Annotated in this window: 20 protein-coding genes; 11 read left to right on the top strand and 9 right to left on the bottom strand. The window is 43.4% G+C overall.

Annotated elements, in window-relative coordinates; genetic code table 11:
• Positions 1-22: 22 nt before the first annotated feature.
• Positions 23-1,039 (top strand): DNA polymerase III subunit delta, encoded by a 1,017-nt coding sequence (gene holA, locus B5D55_RS07390; protein WP_078933370.1) that lies wholly within the window; start codon positions 23-25, stop codon positions 1,037-1,039.
• Between the two features lie 5 nt (positions 1,040-1,044).
• Here the strand turns inward: holA and B5D55_RS07385 are convergent, their stop codons facing one another.
• The 5 genes from B5D55_RS07385 to B5D55_RS07365 form a co-directional block, all read right to left on the bottom strand.
• A complete protein-coding gene (locus tag B5D55_RS07385) occupies positions 1,045-1,269 on the bottom strand; it encodes a YdbC family protein (protein ID WP_078933369.1) in 225 nt (74 codons plus the stop codon).
• Between the two features lie 25 nt (positions 1,270-1,294).
• A complete protein-coding gene (locus tag B5D55_RS07380; protein WP_078933368.1) occupies positions 1,295-2,365 on the bottom strand; it encodes an MraY family glycosyltransferase in 1,071 nt (356 codons plus the stop codon).
• A 262-nt stretch (positions 2,366-2,627) separates the two neighbouring features.
• Positions 2,628-4,241 (bottom strand): hypothetical protein, encoded by a 1,614-nt coding sequence (locus B5D55_RS07375; RefSeq protein WP_159446178.1) that lies wholly within the window; start codon positions 4,239-4,241, stop codon positions 2,628-2,630.
• A 90-nt stretch (positions 4,242-4,331) separates the two neighbouring features.
• Positions 4,332-5,501 (bottom strand): FtsH/Yme1/Tma family ATP-dependent metallopeptidase, encoded by a 1,170-nt coding sequence (locus B5D55_RS07370; RefSeq protein WP_078933366.1) that lies wholly within the window; start codon positions 5,499-5,501, stop codon positions 4,332-4,334.
• 37 nt (positions 5,502-5,538) lie between these two features.
• Positions 5,539-6,420 carry a LysR family transcriptional regulator gene (locus B5D55_RS07365; RefSeq protein WP_078933365.1) on the bottom strand — a complete coding sequence of 294 codons (882 nt, stop codon included), beginning with the start codon at positions 6,418-6,420 and terminating at the stop codon, positions 5,539-5,541.
• 216 nt (positions 6,421-6,636) lie between these two features.
• Between B5D55_RS07365 and B5D55_RS07360 the strand changes: the two genes are divergently transcribed.
• From B5D55_RS07360 to B5D55_RS07325, 8 genes are all read left to right on the top strand, one after another.
• Positions 6,637-6,957 carry a hypothetical protein gene (locus B5D55_RS07360; protein ID WP_078933364.1) on the top strand — a complete coding sequence of 107 codons (321 nt, stop codon included), beginning with the start codon at positions 6,637-6,639 and terminating at the stop codon, positions 6,955-6,957.
• Positions 6,958-6,985: 28 nt separating this feature from the next.
• Positions 6,986-7,549, top strand: coding sequence for an SGNH/GDSL hydrolase family protein (locus B5D55_RS07355; RefSeq protein ID WP_078933363.1), 564 nt, complete (start codon positions 6,986-6,988; stop codon positions 7,547-7,549).
• A gap of 171 nt (positions 7,550-7,720) precedes the next feature.
• A complete protein-coding gene (prs, locus tag B5D55_RS07350) occupies positions 7,721-8,989 on the top strand; it encodes a ribose-phosphate diphosphokinase (RefSeq protein ID WP_078933362.1) in 1,269 nt (422 codons plus the stop codon).
• Positions 8,990-8,996: 7 nt separating this feature from the next.
• A complete protein-coding gene (locus B5D55_RS12005; RefSeq protein ID WP_320874451.1) occupies positions 8,997-10,916 on the top strand; it encodes an HAD family hydrolase in 1,920 nt (639 codons plus the stop codon).
• Between the two features lie 47 nt (positions 10,917-10,963).
• Positions 10,964-11,176: a 30S ribosomal protein S21 gene (rpsU, locus tag B5D55_RS07340; protein ID WP_078933361.1), complete on the top strand. Its 213-nt coding sequence runs from the start codon at positions 10,964-10,966 to the stop codon at positions 11,174-11,176.
• Positions 11,154-12,065 (top strand): phosphodiester glycosidase family protein, encoded by a 912-nt coding sequence (locus B5D55_RS07335; RefSeq protein WP_078933360.1) that lies wholly within the window; start codon positions 11,154-11,156, stop codon positions 12,063-12,065. Before rpsU ends, B5D55_RS07335 begins: the two co-directional genes overlap by 23 nt.
• Before the next feature lie 64 nt (positions 12,066-12,129).
• Entirely contained in the window at positions 12,130-13,089 is a 960-nt protein-coding gene (locus B5D55_RS07330) for a PilZ domain-containing protein (RefSeq protein ID WP_078933359.1), read from the top strand.
• Between the two features lie 27 nt (positions 13,090-13,116).
• On the top strand, positions 13,117-14,268 hold the full coding sequence (locus B5D55_RS07325) for a tetratricopeptide repeat protein (RefSeq protein ID WP_078933358.1): 1,152 nt from the start codon (positions 13,117-13,119) through the stop codon (positions 14,266-14,268).
• Here the strand turns inward: B5D55_RS07325 and B5D55_RS07320 are convergent.
• The 4 genes from B5D55_RS07320 to murB form a co-directional block, all read right to left on the bottom strand.
• Entirely contained in the window at positions 14,265-14,735 is a 471-nt protein-coding gene (locus B5D55_RS07320; RefSeq protein WP_143593263.1) for a DUF192 domain-containing protein, read from the bottom strand. The genes B5D55_RS07325 and B5D55_RS07320 overlap by 4 nt on opposite strands.
• A gap of 3 nt (positions 14,736-14,738) precedes the next feature.
• Entirely contained in the window at positions 14,739-15,287 is a 549-nt protein-coding gene (locus tag B5D55_RS07315; protein WP_078933357.1) for a hypothetical protein, read from the bottom strand.
• Positions 15,284-16,486, bottom strand: coding sequence for a Crp/Fnr family transcriptional regulator (locus B5D55_RS07310; protein WP_078933356.1), 1,203 nt, complete (start codon positions 16,484-16,486; stop codon positions 15,284-15,286). The genes B5D55_RS07315 and B5D55_RS07310 overlap by 4 nt, the downstream gene beginning before the upstream one ends.
• A gap of 134 nt (positions 16,487-16,620) precedes the next feature.
• On the bottom strand, positions 16,621-17,568 hold the full coding sequence (murB, locus tag B5D55_RS07305; RefSeq protein ID WP_078933355.1) for a UDP-N-acetylmuramate dehydrogenase: 948 nt from the start codon (positions 17,566-17,568) through the stop codon (positions 16,621-16,623).
• Positions 17,569-17,933: 365 nt separating this feature from the next.
• Between murB and B5D55_RS07300 the strand changes: the two genes are divergently transcribed.
• Positions 17,934-18,347, top strand: coding sequence for an EamA family transporter (locus B5D55_RS07300; protein ID WP_078933354.1), 414 nt, complete (start codon positions 17,934-17,936; stop codon positions 18,345-18,347).
• A gap of 172 nt (positions 18,348-18,519) precedes the next feature.
• Positions 18,520-19,497 carry an aldolase catalytic domain-containing protein gene (locus B5D55_RS07295; protein ID WP_078933353.1) on the top strand — a complete coding sequence of 326 codons (978 nt, stop codon included), beginning with the start codon at positions 18,520-18,522 and terminating at the stop codon, positions 19,495-19,497.
• The last annotated feature ends 124 nt before the right edge of the window (positions 19,498-19,621 follow it).

Below are 19,621 nucleotides of genomic sequence, written 5' to 3'. Positions count from 1 at the left end.
TTTAAGCAACGGAAGAAACGCAATGAGCGCACCTGTATATCTTTTTACAGGACCGGAAGCGGGAAAACGCAATGATGCCGTTCAGGCAGTAAAAGACTCCCTCAAAAAAAAGTACGGTCAGATAGAAGAATATTTATTCTACGCCTCAGAATCTGCGGCTGCCGAATATATGGCGGTTCTGCAGAACGAAAGTTTATTTGCGTCTGCTTCCTGCGTTGTAGTAAAAAATGCAGATTTTATAAAGAAGAAAGACGAAATTGAGATGATTACGGACTGGATTTCCTCCGTAAAATCTGATTCTTCTGTTCTTGTCCTTGTTTCCGATGAAATTTCCGTTGATTCCAAGATAGAAAAAGCCGTCCCGTCTGCCAATCAAAAAAAATTCTGGGAAATGTTTGAAAATCAGAAACTTCCCTGGCTTAAAAACTTTTTTTCCGGGAACGGCTATTCCATTGAAGAAGACGCTGCCGCCCTTATTCTGGAAATGATTGAAAACAACACGGAAGCGCTTAAAAATGAATGTTCGCGATTTTTTGTGTGTTTTCAAAAAGAGCATAGAATTACGCCGGATGATGTTGAATCGGTGCTGGCGCATACTCGCGAGGAAGATGCGTATTCTTTGTTTAATGCGATGGCGGCATATCCGGAAGAGCCACGCGTCCGCCTTGAAAAATCGCTTGATATTCTTCAGAAAATCAGGCTTTCAAAGGACAATGCGTCTGTGGGAATACTTGCGCGGCTTACGTTCTGCTTCAGAAATCTTGTTCTATGGCAGAAACTTTCTGCGGCAGGAACGGCAGATGACTTTAACCTTAAAATAAATGGCTTTTCAAGCCTTGCAAAAAAGCAGCTTTACGGACGCGCCGCACGAATATGGTCATCCGGTCAGGCAGTTGCCGTTTTGTCGCTGATTGCCGCTGCTGATATGAGCATACGTTCCGGCGGCAGTCTTTTGGAAGATGTCCTGCTGCAGAAACTTTTGTACGAGATTATTATGAAAAAAGGCGCTGCGAGCGCCTCTTACGAAATTTCTGACTGAACGGACTAAAGCGGAAGCGCGGAAATGATTTCTCCGAGTTTCTTTATTTCTTCGTCTGTCAGCGTAACGCCTTTTCCCATTTTCTGGTGATCCGGCGACCAGCTGCGAAGGTCGAATTTTGCCGGACGTCCGCCCCAGGACACTTTGTTCAGTTCCAGCGTCCAGCCAGTTTTGCTTACAGAAATTTCACCGACTTTTTCTGTAATCTGAAAAGAAAAATCGTCTGCCATAAAAGCCTCCGTAAAAAGTCAATATTTATCTTACTTTGAAGAACAGTCCTACAACGGCAACCGTGATGAGAAGCTGCATAATCATAAATTTAAGAAGAACCTGTGTTGCAGACCAGCCTCTGTTTTTCCTCATATGGTCGTGAAGCGGAAAGCGTATGTTTTCAAAAATGCGTATCTTTAAGAAACGAAGAAGTGCAACTTTCAGAAGTCCCATTCCGCCGTTCAGGAAAATGATTGTGGACGTTGCAATGAACATAAGCGGATTTCCTGTAATCAAAACCATCGTTCCTATAAAAAATCCCAGAGCACGGCTTCCTGCATCGCCCATCAGAACGGCGCTTGGATACGCATTGTGCCACAGATAGCCCATAAGTACGCCGGAAAGCGAGAACGTCATAAGTGCCCATTTTGCGCCGTCTGCAATATGCGGAACAAGAAGATATGCCGCAATCCGGCTGTGTCCGAGGATAAAATAAAATATTACGCCTAAAGTTAAAAGCGCAATAAGAACGAGCGTTCCGGAAAGTCCGTCTACGCCGTCCGTACAGTTTGTCGTGTTGATTGAAGTCCACAGAAGAATGACGCCTATGATGATAAATACGACTGGATGAACGATTACAGGATTTGTTATGAACGGAAACCAGAAGTGGACGTGACCGTCTGAACTTGTGCGCGAAAGGCAGTAATAAATCAGCAGGGAAGTTGCAATGCTGATGATTAAGTCAAGAAATCCTTTGAGGTATTCGCCCCAGCTTGTAACGCTTTTGTCGTCAAGAAAGCCTGTGAGCATTGTAAGCCAGGTAAGCGTAAGGACGCCTGACTGAAGAATTCCCATCGGAACAAAAAGAATGCAGATAATTGCATAAATTGTAATGAAAACTGCACCTGCTCCCGTCGGTTTTCCTTTTGCCGCTTCTGCCGTCAGTGTAAATTCTCTTCCGCGGTCGTGCGGAAGGCGGCTGTAAAAGCGCGGAAGCAAAAGGCAGGTTGCAAAAAATCCGGAATACAGTGCCAGCGCAATAAGTACTGTGTAAGACTGAAGCAGCCGCGCAGGTCCGAAAAACTGCTGTATATAGGCACCAAGATAATAGAGCATACGAGTCTCCCATAAAAAGTCAAGAAGATTGTTTCAACAATCGATTGACTTTTTATGCCGCTTCGCAATGAAATGAGAAGCGGCAGTTGATAAGGAAGTTCGCAACGCGAACTTGTGAATACGTCGAGTCAAGGCACGCTGTCGCTTAAAGCCTTGACTTCTCCGTTTTTAAGGTTTGTATTAAACCTTAAATAAAAACTTTGACGCTATTTCAGGCAGAGTTTTTATTACACCTCCTGATAAGAAAATAATCTTCAGCGAATTAAAAAGCTATATGGCGCATTCCGGTGAATACCATCGCAATGTCATTTTCATTGCAGTAATCAATAAGCTGCTGGTCAGACGAGGAACCGCCGGTCTGTATTATTGCCTTAACTCCTATTTCCACCGCATTGCGGATTTTATCATCGAACGGAATAGAAGTGTCGCTTACTAGAATTTCGGCACTTGTATCGGAAGAGGTTAGCCCGTTTTTAAAACATTCTTTTGCATCTTCTACGGCAAGCAGAACCGCCTTGCGCCTGTTCGGTTGACCGAACGATATTCCGATTGCGGCAGAATCGTTTATGATGATTGCAGAGTCTGATTTTGCGCCGAGGCTTATCATCGTTCCGAATGCCATTGCGTCAATCTGCGCCTGTGTAGGGCGGCGCGTAGTTACGACGTTCCAGTGCTTGAACAATGTGTGGTCTGAAATCTGGGCAAGAAGTCCGCCGTCGATTGTTGCCGTTTCATAGAAGCCGCTTACTGTATTTGATGCGACTATAAGGCGGAGCGAATTGGTTTTTGCAAGAATTTCACGCGCTTCTTTAGTAAAATCAGGGGCAATGATGGAATCAAGCGTCATTTTTGAAAGAAGAAGTGCTGCATCCCTGTCTATTACTGCGCTGCATCCGAGGGTTGCCCCGTCGAACGTTTCCGGTGCACAGTTCAGCGTTTTGGTGAATGAATTACATACGTCCGTTCCTAGCGCCGCACCGATTGGATTTCCGTATTTTATTCCTATTGTAAATACAAAACCTGCTGCCGGAGTAAACTGCGTTGAGTATGAGTAGCCAGAACTGTCCGTGCTTGGAACTTCAAACGGATTTTTGATGATTTTCAGGAACATACTGACGATGTTCCATGCGGCAAAATAATTTTTTATAAGATTGTAGTCAACTTCCTTTCCCTGAATTTTTTTAATTCCTGCGAGCGCAGAATTATGAAGTCCCTGCGAATACAGCCACGCCTGCTGGTGATTGTTTGCACCCTGCGCAAGACGTTTTTCTTTTTTATATGGGAATATAAGGTAATTAGGAAAATCAATCTGTTCGCGTTGAAAAAGAATTGAATATGCACAGCTTGCATCATACGCGGAAGTAAGATTCAGCGCTTTTCCTGCAAGATACAACCTGAACTGCTTTGAAATGCTTTCTGTCTTAAGCTGGATTATTGCTTCCTCATAGTCTTCCGGGTCTGTCAAAATCAATACGTTTGAATAATTTTTTGCGGCGGCGCGGATAAGCGACACGTGCTTTAAGTCTATGCAGTTTTCGGAGGAAGATTCTTCCAGAAACCGTGCAATGCTGTGGTATTTAGGCTGAATGTTTACGCAGAGAAGGGAAGCCGCATCCTCGTAATCAAGAGATGTATACGAGTCATAAGTTTCTTCGGATTTTGAATTTATTACAAGATTTATGAGCGATGTAAAACGGTCGTGCCCTTTTGTAACGGAAGAAAGAGACGGCTCCATCGTGTAGGGAATTAAATTCTTTGAAAGGAATTCGGCAGTGTCTCCGCTGGAAATTATTTCCCAGTCGTCCTGAACAAGGTAATTTACTAAAGTCAGAAGCCTGTCTGTGTTTTCTGCATATATAATTGCTTTTTTCTTCATATATTTATAGTAGCAAAAAACAAAATAATGTTGAAGTGCGAAATCCTTTGGTACAGCGCAGTGTGACAGCCTGCGCTGTTCGGATGTCATTTACATTTCCCGCAGTGCCGCCTGAATGTCTGAAAGCGAATATGCGTTTCTTTCGTTCTGTCGGGCAATCAGTGCCGCCCTGTTTATTACGGATTCAATCTGCGCGCAGGAAAAGCCGTTGAAGCTTCGTGCAAGAAATTCCGCCGTGCAGTCGGACGAGGCGTTTTTCCCTGCGGAATACCGTTCAATCAGTTTTTCGCGCGTAGTAATGTCCGGGAACGGAACGGTGTATTTTGCATCAAAGCGGCCCGGGCGTATAAGCGCTTCGTCTAGGGCGGAACGGCTGTTTGTGGCGGCAAGGACTAGTATTCCGCTGTTCTGCGTAAATCCGTCAAGTTCGTTTAAAAGAGCCGTTACAATCCGGGTGTTTTCCGTTTCTATTGCCGAGCCGGAGTAGTTCCGCCGCGTTCCTATTCCGTCAAATTCGTCTATGAACACAATGCACGGCGCACATTTACGCGCTTTGCGGAAAAGCAGCTTTACTTTTGCCGGACCGATTGCCATAAACATACTTTCAAAATCGGTTGCTTTTGCAGGAATGAATGAAACATCCGCTTCTCCGGCAAGTGCACGCGCAAAAAGAGTTTTTCCGTTTCCGGGCGCGCCTTCAAGAAGAATTCCCTTGGGCATTCTTATGCCTTTTGCGCGGTATTCCGCAGGGTGTTTCATAACTTCAATAATCTGTTTCATGTCTTTTTTTAGCGAGTCCATTCCGATGACGTCATCAAACGTAACGCCGGTTTTGTGAACCGTCCTGAACGTATTTGGACTTATAAACTTTCTGAAAACGATGATGATTGCCGCAAAAAATATAATGTAGAATATGCTGTCAAAAATGAGCGCAATAATTTCGCCGGCATCTTTTTCTTCGCTGACTGAAACGCCGTTTAAAAGCAGGTATTCTTTTAGTGAGGCGGAGTGCGGGTTTTCGGTGGAAAAACGCTCTTTTTCTGTGATACCGGTTTCATCGTCAGTTCCGCTGTTTTTGAATGTAAATACGATTTTGTCTTCGGAGATTTCAGCCGTTTCTATTTTTCCTTCCGCAACTTCGCTGTAAAACGTTCTGTATGGAACGGCTTTTGTTTTGGGTGAAGAATAGTAAAAAAATCCTGACGTAACGGCTGCTGCTGCCAGCGCAAAAATCAATATAATGCGTTTCTGTTTCTGCATTTCGGTTTCCCCTTTATAGAATTACTTTCTTGTAAAATTATGTGCTATGTTCTGATGCGATTTTAAAATATCCTGTAAGATATTTGTAGAACGCTTCAACGTGACTGTTTTCCTGCTTGTTACGCCGGTAGGTTATAAGAATATCCCTGCTGCATACCGGGTCTGTAATTTCAAGAAGAAGCACTTTTTGGGTATCAATTTTTCCCCATGAAAAGTCCGGCCAGAATCCTATTCCCATATTCGCCGCAATCATATTTTTTACAGATGCAGGATTGTCACTTTCAAAAATGATGTTCGGCTGAATTCCTGCATTTTCGCAGTATTTGTCGCAGATGGAACGCAGCTGCCGCGACCCCAGAAGCGATATAAATCCCATATCCTTTACTTCTGCAAGCGATATTGTTTTTCGTCCCTGAAAGCGCGGAATGTTCGGCACGGCAAGATAGATTTTTTCCGTGCAGACAAAAATCGAATTATGCGGACTTTCCGGCTCCTGATAGAAAAGGCGCGTCGTAACGCCGATGTCGTAAAAATCGTTCTGTTCGTTCTGCTGGATTTGAATTCGTATTTCATCGTCGATTTTCTGATATTCGATGATTGCCTCTGTTACAAGGGTGGATGCGGCAAGGACGTTCAGGTGGATTGTGGTGTTTTCCGTTTTTGCCATTAAATGAAGCTGGTCTGGCAGCGAATTCAGGGTGGAAAGCAGCGGACGGAGCTTTTCGTAAAAAAATGTGCCGTATGGGGTAAGGACGATGTTCCTTCCTTTTTGCGCGAACAACGGAACGTCAAGTTCTTTTTCCAGGCGGTGAATTGCCTGCGTAAGCGCCGGCTGGGCAACATTCAGCGTTTCGGCACTTTTTGTAACGTGCTGCGTGCGTGCTACTTCCAGAAAATATTTTAGCTGCGTAAGTTCCATTCTGTCTGTTTTCCTGTGTTTTGTCCGGCTGATTTATTTATTATTCAGGTACTTTTCATAACTTTAACATTATGAAATATTTTTTCAAGTGGCAGAATAATAATAATCCGTTATTAAAATAATAAAAATAATATATTGGAAGTTATGAAATTATTGGTGTATATTCATCACGAACGGAAAGGGATTTTCCGTATTCTATAAAAAAGGACGAATGATATGTCTGAACTTCTAGAAACTGTTATGTTGGTGTGTTTTGGTCTTTCATGGCCGATTAATGTCTGGAAAAACGTAAAGGCAAAAACTGCAAGGAATATGAGCCTTCGTTTTATTATGCTGATTGTAGCAGGATATGCAGCAGGCATTATAGCAAAAATTCATTCCGGTTCAGTAAGCTATGTGCTTGCCGTCTACATTCTTAATCTTGTTATTGTTGCCATAAATATTCCGGTTTATTTTATGAACAGGCGGTATGACAGGCTTGGTAAGGAAGAAAAAGTTTCGGCACAGGACGGAATTATCCAGCCGGAAGCAGTCTGATTTTTATTTTTTAATTCAGGAACATAAAATGAAACGATTTGAAGATAAAATTGCCGTATATAAAAAACTGAACGCACTTTCACGTAAAGGTTCTGCCGTATGTTTCGGCGCGCGTTTTTTCAGTTCTATGAATATAGAAGAACTTGCGCTTGACTATCCTGTTGGAGTTCCCGTATACAACAGAAGTTTTGAAAAACTTGACATTACATCTGCTGCCTCCGTTGCAGAATCGTGCCTTTACGAACTTCAGCCGTCAAAGATTTTTATCAATATCGGAGAAAATGACGTTCAGTCCGTACATTTTGATGAAAAGTCTTTTGCCTCTAAATACGAATGGCTGTTGCTTACGATTCACCGAAACTGCATAAACAGCCGTCTGTTCATCGTGTCCGTTGTTTCTGACAGCCCTGCTGCCATTCAGCTGAACAGGCGTCTTGAGGCACTTGCAAAGGAAGTCGGATGTACTTATGTTGACATTAACGTTCCGCAAAATGACGGAAACATATTTCTTAGGGCATTCAATATTCTGAAATCATATATACGTAATTTTCCGCCGAGCTTTGCGGACGCAATGGGATTTCAGGCCGTCTGACTCTGAAATTTTTTATTTCTGCCGTTTTTAATGATGTTTCTGCCCGGCACTCCGTGCCGTAAAAAATGAATTGTGATAAAAAACAGATAAGTAAAACAGTCTGTACGTTGAAAAGAATCATTAAAAATGGTATTATGCAGGCACTTTCAAATATAAGAGGTTTTGGAAAAGATGCCATATTCTGAGCCAACAGAACTTGCTGTTATAGCATGCCCGGGCGGAGAAGCCTTTGCAGATGCTGTAATTACGCACTTAAAACACATGTACAAGCATCGTTTTACTCTCAAAAACGATGCTATTTCAAAGCGTTATAATCTTGATAAGAATGAGCTTGTAAAAGACATCAATCTTAGAAATGATTTGGAAACATCTGATTTGATTATCCGCGGCGCAACGGACAAATACCGTGCTCCGGTTTTCAAAGTAAACACAACCTTTACGTATTTTGCAAACGGAGAATTTAAGACCGAAATCAACGAGTCTATCCGTGGAAAGGACATTTTTATTTTTCAGGACGTTGAAAATCACGAGGTGATTTCCCTGAACGGAGGAAAGAACAGGCTTTCACTTTCTGTTAATGACCACGTAATGAGCCTTCTTGTTACAATTGATGCAGTTCGTCAGGCTGGTGCCGCAAACATTACGCTTGTCGTTCCTGTCTATCCGTACAGCCGCCAGCACAAGAAGAAGGGACGCGAAGGTCTTACTGCTTCTATGCTCGGACACGTCTATGAAATGCTCGGCGTTTCAAGAATAATAACGCTTGACATTCACAGCCGAGAGATTATAAACGCATTCAACACAATCAATCTTGAGAACCTTCACGCAAGTTACCAGATTATCCGGGAACTTGGAAAAATAGTTGACCTTACAGGTCAGAAAGAAGAAATGGTCGTCGTTTCTCCTGATACAGGCGCTATCGACCGGAATAAATTCTATGCGTCCGGCTTAAAGCTTCCTCTTGCAATGATTTACAAGGAGCGCGACTATTCTGTTGTTACGCAGAACGCACACGAAACGAACATAAAGAGCGTAAAGCTTCTTGGCGACGTAAAGGGCAAGGTTGCATTCCTTGCAGACGATATGCTCGGTACTGGCGGAACTCTTCTTAAGGCAATGAGCTTTTTGAAGGAAAACGGTGCTACAAAAGTTATCGCTGCAATCAGCCTTCCGTTCTTTACCGGAAACGCCATCGAACTTTTTGACGATGCGTATAAACAGGGATTGTTCTACCGCATCATCGGAACGAACGCAGTTTATCACGAGGAACTTCTTAAGAAGGAATGGTACATCAGCACCGATGTTTCAGGATTGTTTGCAAATGTCATCACGCGCATTCACCATAATCAGTCTATCGGCGATTTGCTTGACAACCGCACGATTATAGAAAAGATTGTAAAGCAGCAGCAGGATGCTGCCACTGCAGCAAAAACTGAATAGAAGTACTATGGGCAGCATATTGTGTGCTGACATCGGGACGACTTCGCTTAAAGCCGGGATTATAGGCGGCTTGGGTGAAGTCGTTTCTTTTTGTATGCAGCCGTTTGTATGTGAAGATTCCTCGTTTATCGCAAACTGCTGGAAAGACGTATTTTTGCGTTGTGCAGAAGAGTGTCTTTTGCAATGCGCAAAAAAAGGCGTTTTTCCGTCCATTGATGCAGTTTGTATTTCAGGAAACGGACCGACAGTTGTTTCGCAGAACGGACGGACGCTTTTATGGAACAGTGCGCTTTCTGCTGGAATTCAGCCTGATTTTCCCAAGACGGATTCTTTGTTTTTGCCGCAGATTGCGTCTTTTCACCGCCTTTACAAAGAAGATTACAAAAAATCTGAACAGATTTTCTGCGGCCCGGAATTCCTTGTGTATGCGCTTACCGGTAACGCCGTTACTGTTCTTCCGGAAAAGCGTTTTGAGCCTGCCTGGTGGACGGACGATGAGGCGGCGCGCTTTGAAATAGATAAAAAAAAGCTTCCGCCGTTTGTTCCGCTAGGATATGCGGCAGGAACACTTTGCAGGGAGTATGCGGAACGGCTTGACGTTCCGTGCGTTCCAGTATTCTGCTGCGGTCCTGATTTTGCCGCCGCTTTAATCGGTACGAATACGCTTCGTCCCGGGCGGATATGCGACCGCGCCGGTTCTAGTGAAGGGATAAACCTTTGCAGCGACAAACCTGTTTTTGCTGAGGGTGTGCGGACTCTGCCGTCCGTAATTCCGGGGCTCTGGAATATAAGCGTCCTTATTAAGGAAAGCGGCAGCCTGCTTGCAGAATTCCGCCGGGAAATCAACGGACTTGAAAAAAAAGACAATTCTTTTAATGAAATAATTGATTTTTCGTTTGATGATAAAAACAGCGAAGGCTACAGGATTTTTACGGAAATCTCCTGTTCTGTGCGCGGTGCAGTACAAAAACTTAAGGCGCTTGCGGAAGAAAATGTCATCCCCTTTGACAAGTGTATGACGATGACCGGCGGACAGGCAAAAAACGGACGCTGGGTGCAGGAAAAAGCCTTTGCCGCAGGAATTGATATTGCTGTGTGTGCCTGTCCTGATGCGGAACTTTTGGGTAATGCAGTCTGTGCAAACGTCGGTCTTGGAAAGTACAGGACAGTTCAGGAAGCGGCAGATGCGCTTGTGTCCGTGCAGAACGTTTACAGCCGGAAAGCAGTAAAGCGTCCGCCGATGAAAATCTATAAAATTCCGGCAGACATAAAAACAATTATTTTTGACATAGACTCTACGCTGTATACAAGTGCGGCGTACGCTTTTGAGCAGGTGGACGCGCAGATTCGCTGCTTTGCAAAAAAAAGCGGAATGTCGCCTGCGGCGGCGCGCAATATGATAAGCGAATTCAGGCGCGACTGGTCACGGAAGAACGGCGGAAAGAAAATCAGCCTTGGAAATGCTTTTACCCATTTTGGCGTAACAATCGAAGAAAGCATAAAGATGAGGCGCGAACTTCTTGAACCGGCTGATTTTCTCTCTCGTGATGATGCGCTTATCGCCGCAATTACGGAACTGAAAAAATCGTATTCGCTTATCTGCGTTACGAATAATCCTGTTCTTCCAGCGCGAAAAACGCTTGAGGCAATCGGAATTGCAGACCTTATCCCTGACATTATCGGTCTTGATACGTGCGGAAAGTCAAAACCTGCAAAAGAACCGTTCCTTCTTGCCGCTTCCCGGACGGGTGCGCTGCCTGAGCAGTGCCTTAGTGTCGGCGACCGTTTTGATATGGACATTTCGCTTCCGCTTGAACTTGGAATGGGCGGAATTCTTGTAGGCGGCGTTTCTGATGTATATAAACTTCCTGAAATTCTGCTTCACGGTTCGTCCTGCGCTTGCAATTCCCTGGAAAAATCGTTATAGTAGAACAATCTTTACGGTATCCCGTTGGAAGGGAGGTGAAATTACAGATGGCAACAATCGTTGTAGAAGATTCAGAAAATCTTGAGAAAGCAATCAAACGCTTTAAGAGAATGGTTGAAAAAGAAGGCATCATCCGCGAATACAAAAAGCGTGAGTATTATGAAAAGCCGTCTACTATTCTTAACCGTAAGAATAAGACTCTTCAGCGTAAACTGATGAAAAAGAACCGCAAAACTCATGATTCAAAATCTGCATATTAATCTGTATGCACAAAGAAAGGCTGCCGGACGAACTTGTTTCAGGCAGCCTTTTCTGTTTATAGCGTGCATCTTCTTTTGTTTTATATGTATTACACTCTTCTCCTGCCGTACAACAGACGTAAACAAGCCCTGTATTCCTGTACCTGATTCTGCACTTTTTCCTTATGATGCGGCTAAAATAGAATGGCAGCCTGTTTCCGCCGGAATGGACGTGTTTGTCCATAAAGACAGGAAAAACAGCATTATGTACGAAATTGTCCGTATTGACCTTGCAAACCCGGCGCTTTCTGTTTTCAGTATGAAATCAAAGCCGGAATGGCAGAAATCTACGACGGTAAAGGCTTTTGCAAAGCGGACGAATGCTGACGTTGCGATAAATACATCTCCTTTCTATATAAAAAATTATATTCTTCCATGGTCAAAGGGAAGACCGTGCGGACTTGTCGTGTCTTGCGGAGAAGTTCTTGTTCCGCCGGATGAACGCTACTGTGCAATTGCGTTTTATAAAGAAGAATGCGGCTTTTCGGCGCAGATATATGACAGTCAGGCGGAAGTGCTTTTGGAAGAGCGGATACCTTTTGAAGCTGCCGGCGGTTTCTGGACGATATTCCGTGATGGAAACATACGTCAGTTTAATAATATAAAAGACGTCCGCTCTGCTGCTGCAACGGCTGATGACGGGCGGACGCTGTATCTTTTTGCAGGAACAAACCTTACTTACGGCGAATGTGCCGTGATTTTCCAAAAACTAGGAGCTGATACTGCGATGGAATTTGACGGCGGCTCTTCAACGCAGCTTGTTATTAATGGAAAAAATACAATCCGTCAGTCGGTTCAACGGAGTGTTTGCGCAGTTATCGGTTTTTCCATAAAAAAATCCGCTGAATAGAAAAAATATTAAAAATAATTATAAACATTGAAGAACAGTTATTATTATGATATATTAAATAAGTATGGGACCGACGATAGCTGTAAATCAGATAATAAACAGATATTATGATTTATACCGCGAAAATGAGATTATTTTCACAAAAGATATAATCCGCTATCTGAAAATAGATTTACGCCAGATTTACGTAAAGTGCGCCGGTGCTCAGTGGCCTTGCATTATAAATTCAACGTCTTTTCAAATGACAAAAATTATTATCGGAACGGCCGGCGGTGCTTTTCAGCAGATTACCAAAAAAGACGCTCCGCCGGTAAACATACGTTATTGTTTTATTGAAGACGACGGTCATCCGATTTATTTTTTTGTTTCCTGCCACGTTACTGAAGTAACTCCCTATATGAATTCAAAGGATCTTGCCGTTGTTACGCTGACTTTTACGCAGCGTCCGCCTGATGATTTGATTTTGAAACTTGGAACTCTGCTTGATGCAAAATCCGGGTTTTTAAACAGAAAAACGGAGCGCATTGTCCTGAATGATGCATCAAAACGGCTTCTGGGGCTTAGCAAAAAAGAATCAATTATATTTGTGCAGAATGTTCCGCGCCGCTGTATTCTGTGGGATTTGTCTTTTTCCGGAGCAAAAATCGTCATTATGGGACTTGCAAATTTCCTGAAAGGCAAGGACTGTATGCTGCGCTTTATGTTCTCTGACCCTGACGAAGTTGTAGACGTAAAAGGTACTATCGTAAATGTTGATCCTATTGAAGGACGGCGCGATATCGTTTCTGCCGGTATCAATTTTGACGAAAATCAAGTACCTCTTTCCTACAAAATCAGAATAAATGATTATCTTTCTACCAATAAAAAAACATTTCTTGAAGCATCTTCCGTTCTGCAGGCAAAAAGAGAGGCAGAAGAAAAAGAAAAGGCTGCTGCGGAAAATGCAGTTAAGCCTGTGCCTTCGCCAGCGCCTTCGGTTCAGCAGGAACAAAGTGCCGGAAGCAGTAATGCCAGTAATGTATAAAAGCAATAACATTTTTATGGAGCAGGTATGAATCCAAAAACACCTCTTGAGTCGGTATATTTTATTTCCATACCGGAAAATTTTGAATTTTCAAATGCAGCTTTAAAAATCGACAGGACAATTCCTCTTCCTGTGCAGAAAAAAGACAGTGATGCACCGGGCAATTTTAATATGGAAGAACTTGCGCCGGAGCAAATTCTTGCAGGAATTCTTACTGTTCTTGCATACGATCATCACAACGAACATCTAGACTATTACCGTTCGATTATAAAACAGGCGCGTCCCGGAATTGAAAAGGAACTTACCGAGGCAGCAATCCTTAAGACAAAGAACGAAGACTGGGATTTGGCGGAAGAACTGTTTTTAACGCTCAAAGGACTTCTTCCTGATGATCCGGCGGTAACGCTGAATACGGCGCTTTTCCTTGACCAGCGTGCGGAAAGTTACCGCCGTTCAGGGCTTCACGATGATGCCGACGCATACGACAATGATGCCGCTGAATATTACAAGGAAGCGATGGACGCAGAGCCGCCGCTTGCAGATGCGTTTTTTAATGCAGGTTTTTTCTACCTAAAACAGCATGATTTTTCCGAAGCAAAAGGCTGTTTTGAAACGTATCTTGCGCTTACCTGCGATATTGACGACAAGGAACTTGGAGAAAACGGAATTTACAAGAAGGAACGCGCTCAGGAAATTATAGACAACATTACCAATGATAATATGGACGATCAGGCGTTCCGTAATGCCTATAAGCTCATTTCGTCAGGGCAGGAAGAAAAAGGACTTGAAGAAATAAAGAAATTCCTTCAGACAAACCAGAAAGTCTGGAACGCGTGGTTTCTGCTTGGCTGGGGAATGAGAAGGCTCTGCCGCTGGGAGCAGGCTCAGCAGGCGTTCCTTCAGGCATTGAGCTGCGGCGGCGATAAAAATGCCGATACGTACAATGAACTTGCAATCTGCCTTATGGAACTTGGAAATCTTGACGAAGCGAAAAAAACGCTTTTAAAAGCATTTGCGATTTCCCCGGAAGATACAAAAATCATATCAAATCTTGGCTATCTTGCAGAAAAGCAGGGAAATAAAGAGGAGGCGCAGAAATATTTTACCGCCGTCCTTGAATTTGACCCGAACGATATTATTGCCGCTTCTGAACTTGCAAAACTTGAGGCTTCAAACTAGTTAAAATCAATGATGAGTATGTCGCCGGCAGAAATGCCGGCTTTTTTGTACCAGCCCTGCGGCACTTCAAGTGCGTATTTTACATAGCCGGTACTTGTAACGTCTGCAAGGCTGTACGGCGTCATATCAAAAATATCGCGGATTTTTCCGCCGCTTGTAATATACGCAATAGAAAGCGGAGAAGGCGTGTTTTTCATCCAGAAGCGGAGAATCTGGTCGTTTTCAAAAACAAAAAGCATTCCCGTTCCGTCTGGAATGTGTTTTCTGTTCATAAAGCCGTACTGCCGCTGTGTGTCCGTTACTGCCATTTCCGCTTTTAGCGTTACTACAGTTCCGTCCTGTTTTTGTATGGAAAGTGTCTTTACTTCGCATTTTTTTTCTGCGCAGGACGCAGAAAAAAGCATCGTAAGGATAGCGGCAATTATGCAGGAAAAGCGGATAATTGAATTTTTTTGAATTAAAATCATAAATTACAGACCTTCAAGGAAAAGTTCTCTCGTCATCTCCGTGCCGGACGGACCTACAAGCGATTTTTTTTGCAGTTTATTGAACGTTTCGTTGTCAACGTATTTCAGCGTAAGCGGACGTTCAAGGCTCATCGTAATGTTTCCGTCTGACCATACCGATTTTTCCGGCGAAACGGAATCTGGATTTCCGTATTTTTTGCACAGTGTGTCAAAAATTGAAAAATGATCCATTTTTTCGCGGTTTACGTTTATCGTTATGATGTACAGCCTGTCATTGTAGAACTGAAACCAGCACCTTTCCAAAAAAGAAATCGTATGTCCTGCTTCTGCGTCTGTTTCTATAAGTACGCGGTTTTCACCCGGCAAAAGCGAAACGTCACGGTCGCCGTGATAGCCAAAGTCCGAATTTTTTTTAAGTGCATCTTTTGTCTGTTCTACCGTCATTCCAAGTGTTATTCCGCCGTAGCCGTCAGGAACGTTTTTTTTCTGTGCAAACGAAAAAGCAGCTGCAGACACAAGAAGTGTTGCCGCAAAAACAGTGCATTTTTTCATACGGGTTTTCCTTGTGATTTTGAAGATGTTGCTTCCTGTTTTCTGAAGAATGCGGCGGCTTTTATGATTTCTGCGCAATCAGGAACGAAAATCTTGTTCTGCACGATTTTTATGGACGGTTCACTGTGAATCTGAACGTATGCCTGCGGCTGCAGTTGCTGTGGAATTCCGCACATATTGATTATGTCATTTACCGAATAGTCAGTCTGGAACGAGCCTGAAAAACGGCGTGTTTTTTCAAGTTGAAGGGCAAGCATATCAATTACTTTGTGCATAGGTTCTCTAAGGCATGTATTTCCAAGCTGTCGGTACATAGACCACAGGCGTTCTGCAAGAGTTGTGGTAAGGCGGGTAATCAGCTGAGGCTGGCTGCTTACCATCTGGTTAAAGTTGGAACGGTTTATTACCATAAGAACGCAATCCTGATGTGCTATTGCACTTGCAGAACGCGGCTTGTTTTCCAGAATGGCCATCTCTCCGAACATATCGCCTTTTTTAAGGACGGCAAGGATTACCTCGTTTCCGTCAACGACTTTTGAAATTGAAACCTGTCCGTCCTGAATAACGAACATTTCCGAACCGCTCTGACTTTCCGACATAATCATAGTTTCCTGCGGATAGCGGCGCACAAGTTCTTCCGTAGGTTCAAAGTAGACAGCCTTTGATGCAGGCTTGAGTGCAACAAAACGCTTCTGCGCAAATGCTGTGTGTGCGCCTTTAGGACATTCCTTGAGATAGCGGTAATAAGCATACGTTGCAATATCCGTACGGCCTGTTTTGTCATAAAACTGTGCAACGTCAAAAATGTGTTCAGGAGTATCTTGCGAAACGTTTTTAAGCGTAAGCTGAGTAAGCTGCTCGTTCATCTCGCGTGTCCTCGTTGCAAATGTCCTGATGATTTTTAATGCTACGGGGATGTTCTTTGCAATTAGTTCTGGGTACTGACCTTTCGGAACGGAAATGCATTTTACGTCTGTAAGGGCAATTGCGTTTTCAATCTGAGAATGGCAGGACATACAGGGAATGACACCGACAAAGTCGCCGGTTGTAAGGATTTTTGTTGCATTCTTTCCTGGGTCAAGGGAATTTGAACAGCTTACTTTTCCGGACTGAATGATAAAGAAACGTTCGCTGTTTTCTGCCCCGTCTACGAGAATGTAAGCTCCTTTTTTAAATTCAACGAAAGATAACTGCAACACCTCTGCCTGCCTTTGCTGCATTTACAGCATATATAGAAGTATAAAGGTTATCCGTCTGCAATTCAAGATGATTTTTGTGCACGAGATTCTGAATGAACGTCATTCTTTTTTTATCAAAATGGATTTCAGTCATTTTATTTGCCGCAGAAAATTATTTCCGGCTGCAATAAAAAGCCTTTTTTTTCCTGTACCGTGCGGACTGCTAAATCTACAAGATCGCGGACATCTTTTTGCGTAGCATTGTCAGTGTTGACGATGAAATTTCCGTGCCAGGGAGCAATCTGCGCGCCGCCGATACGTTTTCCGCAAAGTCCGCATTCATCTATAAGTTTTCCGCTCGGTTCGCCAAAATCCCTGTTGTTTTTGAAAACGCTTCCTGCACTCGGATACTTAAAATGACCTTTCTGCACGCGCTCGTTTACATAACGCCTGCATTCGGCGGCTATTCTTTCCAGTTCGTCAGAATGTTTTTTTTCAAGGGTGAAAGTTGCCGATGTCAGGATTTTTCCTCCGCACTGAAACGGCGAACGTTTGTAATCCCAGTCATTTTCGCAAAAATCGTAATGGACGGTGCTCATTGTCTTAAGGTCGATATATTCTGCGCTTTTAAGAAGGCCGCTTATAGAAAGGTCGAAGCAGCGTGCATTCATAAAAAGCGCGCCCCCGATAGAACCCGGAAGCCCTGCAAATTTTTCTATGCCTGAAAGACAGTTCTGCGTACAGTAAGAAACAAGGCGCGCCGTCGGCGTTCCCGAAAGGCAGGTAACTTCTGCCGACGAGCCGGAAACGAGGCGGAATTTTATGTCGTTCAGCCGGGAAGTAGAAATTACTGCGCCGTCAAAACCGTCGTCAGAAACAACGATGTTGCTTCCGCCTCCAAGAATGAAAAACTGTATTTTGTTTTTACAAAGCGTTTCAAGCGTGAATAAGAGCGAGTCCGTATTTTCCGGCTCAAAATAGAGCGGCGCAGTTCCGCCGATTTTAAACGTTGTTTTTTGCGCAACCGGCTCGTTTAAAAGAACAGTGCCCTGATACCGTCCGGATTTTACGAAAAATTCCCTTATTTCCGTTGTTTCTTTCATAATATAGAAATATACTGAAAATATCTGTTTTTTTACAGTAGGGCACCTCAAAAAACTCGTCTTTGTTGATTTTTTCGAAGTGCTGGCGGGTTCTAAGTTGCTATAATATCACAATTTAGAACTCGCATTTTCAAAGTTACCTTTAAAAATTGCAATTTTTAGAGGTTCCCGGTAGTATTTTGAAAAATCCGTCTTTGCAGCTTTACGGCTGTTTTTAGGGAAGTGCTGATTAACACTTGAAGCGATTACTCAGCACTTCCCGTCAAATTGCCGTAAGTCATTGACTTACGGCAATTAGCTAAATTCAAGGTTAACACTGAAAAATCCTCAATAGGATTTATTCAGTGTTTCCTTAGAGGTTCTTTATGTGGCTTATATTCGCCGTTCTTTCTGCCGTATTTGCGGCGGCAACGTCAATTCTTGCAAAAGCCGGAATTGAAGGCATTGATTCTACGGTTGCTACGGCAATCAGGACAGCTATTGTGCTTTGTATGTCCTGGCTTATGGTTTTAGTTTCTCATTCCTGGAAGGGAATTGGCGGAATTTCCGGCAGAATCTGGCTTTTCCTTGTGCTTTCCGGAATTGCGACCGGCGCATCATGGCTGTGCTATTTTAAGGCTCTGCAAATCGGCGATGCATCAAAAGTCGTTCCTGTTGACAAGATGAGCACGGTTTTTACGATTGTCTTTGCGTGTATTTTTTTGCACGAGCAGTTTTCCGTAAAGACGGCTGCAGGAATCATTCTTCTTACTGCCGGAACGCTTTTTATTGTTTTGTAAATTTTTTTTTCATTATGCAGATGTTTTTCCTGTTCGGTGTAGAACAGAAATAATCTTTGTGATATATTTGTTTCTACTCATAGTAATAGTAATGATAGGGGCAGTGCGGCAGGAATTATGAAGTTTCTGTTCTGCGTATGCCATCTAGCAGTTTATTTATCCGGGGTTATATATGAAAGAGATTTCTTCACTTTTAGGTTACAGGGAAGGCGTGCGTGTTGTTGACGCAACGCTCCGCGACGGAGGACTTGTAAACAGCTTCCGTTTTTCAGATGAATTTGTAAAGGCGCTGTATACGGCGAACATTGAAGCCGGCGTTGATTATATGGAAGTCGGCTATAAGGCATCAAAAAAGATGTTCGACGTTCAGGAATTCGGCAAGTGGAAATTTACGAATGACGAAGATATTTTAAAAGTTATCGGCGAAAATGCGGAAAAGAAAATCAAGCTTGCCGCAATGGCAGACGTAGGACGTTGTGACTACAAAGAGGACATTCAGGACAGGAAGAACAGTCCGCTTGATGTAATCCGCGTTGCCTGCTACGTTCATCAGATTGCCGCCGCCATTGAAATGATAGAAGACGCCAAGAAAAAGGGATATGAAGTTACCTGCAACATTATGGCAATTTCAACGGCGCAGGAAGGCGACATACGCGTTGCGCTCGATATGCTGGGAAAATCTCCTGTTGACACTATTTATATAGTAGATAGTTTCGGTTCTATTTACCCGGAACAGCTTGCGCGAATCGTGAATCTTTACAAGGAATATGCGGATAAATACGGAAAAACGCTTGGACTTCATGCGCACAATAACCAGCAGCTTGCGTTTGCAAATACGATTGAGGCTGTAGGTGACGGTGTTGACTGGCTTGACGCTACATATAACGGAATGGGCCGCGGTGCCGGAAACTGCTCTATGGAAAATCTTATCGGTTTTCTGCACAATCCGAAGTATAACCTGTTCCCGGTTCTTTCGTTTGTTGAAAAATACATTATGCAGCTGAAAAAAGACGGCGTTGTATGGGGCTACGACTTGCAGTATCTTGTAACAGGTCTTTTGAACCAGCATCCGCGCACGGCAATCGACTTTACAAAGCAGAACCGCACTGACTATTCAAAATTCTACAACGAAATGACTGCACAGGAATAGACTGAACGTTTTTTTGTTTGCTTAGGATTTTTTTCTGTATAAGAAAATGCCCGGTATTCATTGTAAAATGAAGCCGGGCATTTGTTGTTTTAGATACATTCAGTGTTTCTTTGTTTTCGGATAC

Source organism: Treponema porcinum, from assembly GCF_900167145.1.
GTDB lineage: Bacteria > Spirochaetota > Spirochaetia > Treponematales > Treponemataceae > Treponema_D > Treponema_D porcinum.
Note: the sequence above shows the minus strand (reverse complement) of the source record. Positions and strands in the feature narration are given on the sequence as shown.

What these genes read in the sequence shown, in the direction of transcription:
- B5D55_RS07365 (WP_078933365.1), bottom strand. Translation starts at nt 6,420, where the DNA reads ATGGAACTTACGCAGCTAAAATATTTTCTGGAAGTAGCACGCACGCAG.
- B5D55_RS07355 (WP_078933363.1), top strand. Translation starts at nt 6,986, where the DNA reads ATGAAACGATTTGAAGATAAAATTGCCGTATATAAAAAACTGAACGCA.
- B5D55_RS12005 (WP_320874451.1), top strand. Translation starts at nt 8,997, where the DNA reads ATGGGCAGCATATTGTGTGCTGACATCGGGACGACTTCGCTTAAAGCC.
- B5D55_RS07295 (WP_078933353.1), top strand. Translation starts at nt 18,520, where the DNA reads ATGAAAGAGATTTCTTCACTTTTAGGTTACAGGGAAGGCGTGCGTGTT.
- holA (WP_078933370.1), top strand. Translation starts at nt 23, where the DNA reads ATGAGCGCACCTGTATATCTTTTTACAGGACCGGAAGCGGGAAAACGC.
- rpsU (WP_078933361.1), top strand. Translation starts at nt 10,964, where the DNA reads ATGGCAACAATCGTTGTAGAAGATTCAGAAAATCTTGAGAAAGCAATC.
- B5D55_RS07330 (WP_078933359.1), top strand. Translation starts at nt 12,130, where the DNA reads ATGGGACCGACGATAGCTGTAAATCAGATAATAAACAGATATTATGAT.
- B5D55_RS07300 (WP_078933354.1), top strand. Translation starts at nt 17,934, where the DNA reads ATGTGGCTTATATTCGCCGTTCTTTCTGCCGTATTTGCGGCGGCAACG.
- B5D55_RS07370 (WP_078933366.1), bottom strand. Translation starts at nt 5,501, where the DNA reads ATGCAGAAACAGAAACGCATTATATTGATTTTTGCGCTGGCAGCAGCA.
- B5D55_RS07360 (WP_078933364.1), top strand. Translation starts at nt 6,637, where the DNA reads ATGTCTGAACTTCTAGAAACTGTTATGTTGGTGTGTTTTGGTCTTTCA.
- B5D55_RS07375 (WP_159446178.1), bottom strand. Translation starts at nt 4,241, where the DNA reads ATGAAGAAAAAAGCAATTATATATGCAGAAAACACAGACAGGCTTCTG.
- B5D55_RS07325 (WP_078933358.1), top strand. Translation starts at nt 13,117, where the DNA reads ATGAATCCAAAAACACCTCTTGAGTCGGTATATTTTATTTCCATACCG.
- B5D55_RS07335 (WP_078933360.1), top strand. Translation starts at nt 11,154, where the DNA reads ATGATTCAAAATCTGCATATTAATCTGTATGCACAAAGAAAGGCTGCC.
- B5D55_RS07320 (WP_143593263.1), bottom strand. Translation starts at nt 14,735, where the DNA reads ATGATTTTAATTCAAAAAAATTCAATTATCCGCTTTTCCTGCATAATT.
- prs (WP_078933362.1), top strand. Translation starts at nt 7,721, where the DNA reads ATGCCATATTCTGAGCCAACAGAACTTGCTGTTATAGCATGCCCGGGC.
- B5D55_RS07315 (WP_078933357.1), bottom strand. Translation starts at nt 15,287, where the DNA reads ATGAAAAAATGCACTGTTTTTGCGGCAACACTTCTTGTGTCTGCAGCT.
- B5D55_RS07385 (WP_078933369.1), bottom strand. Translation starts at nt 1,269, where the DNA reads ATGGCAGACGATTTTTCTTTTCAGATTACAGAAAAAGTCGGTGAAATT.
- B5D55_RS07380 (WP_078933368.1), bottom strand. Translation starts at nt 2,365, where the DNA reads ATGCTCTATTATCTTGGTGCCTATATACAGCAGTTTTTCGGACCTGCG.
- murB (WP_078933355.1), bottom strand. Translation starts at nt 17,568, where the DNA reads ATGAAAGAAACAACGGAAATAAGGGAATTTTTCGTAAAATCCGGACGG.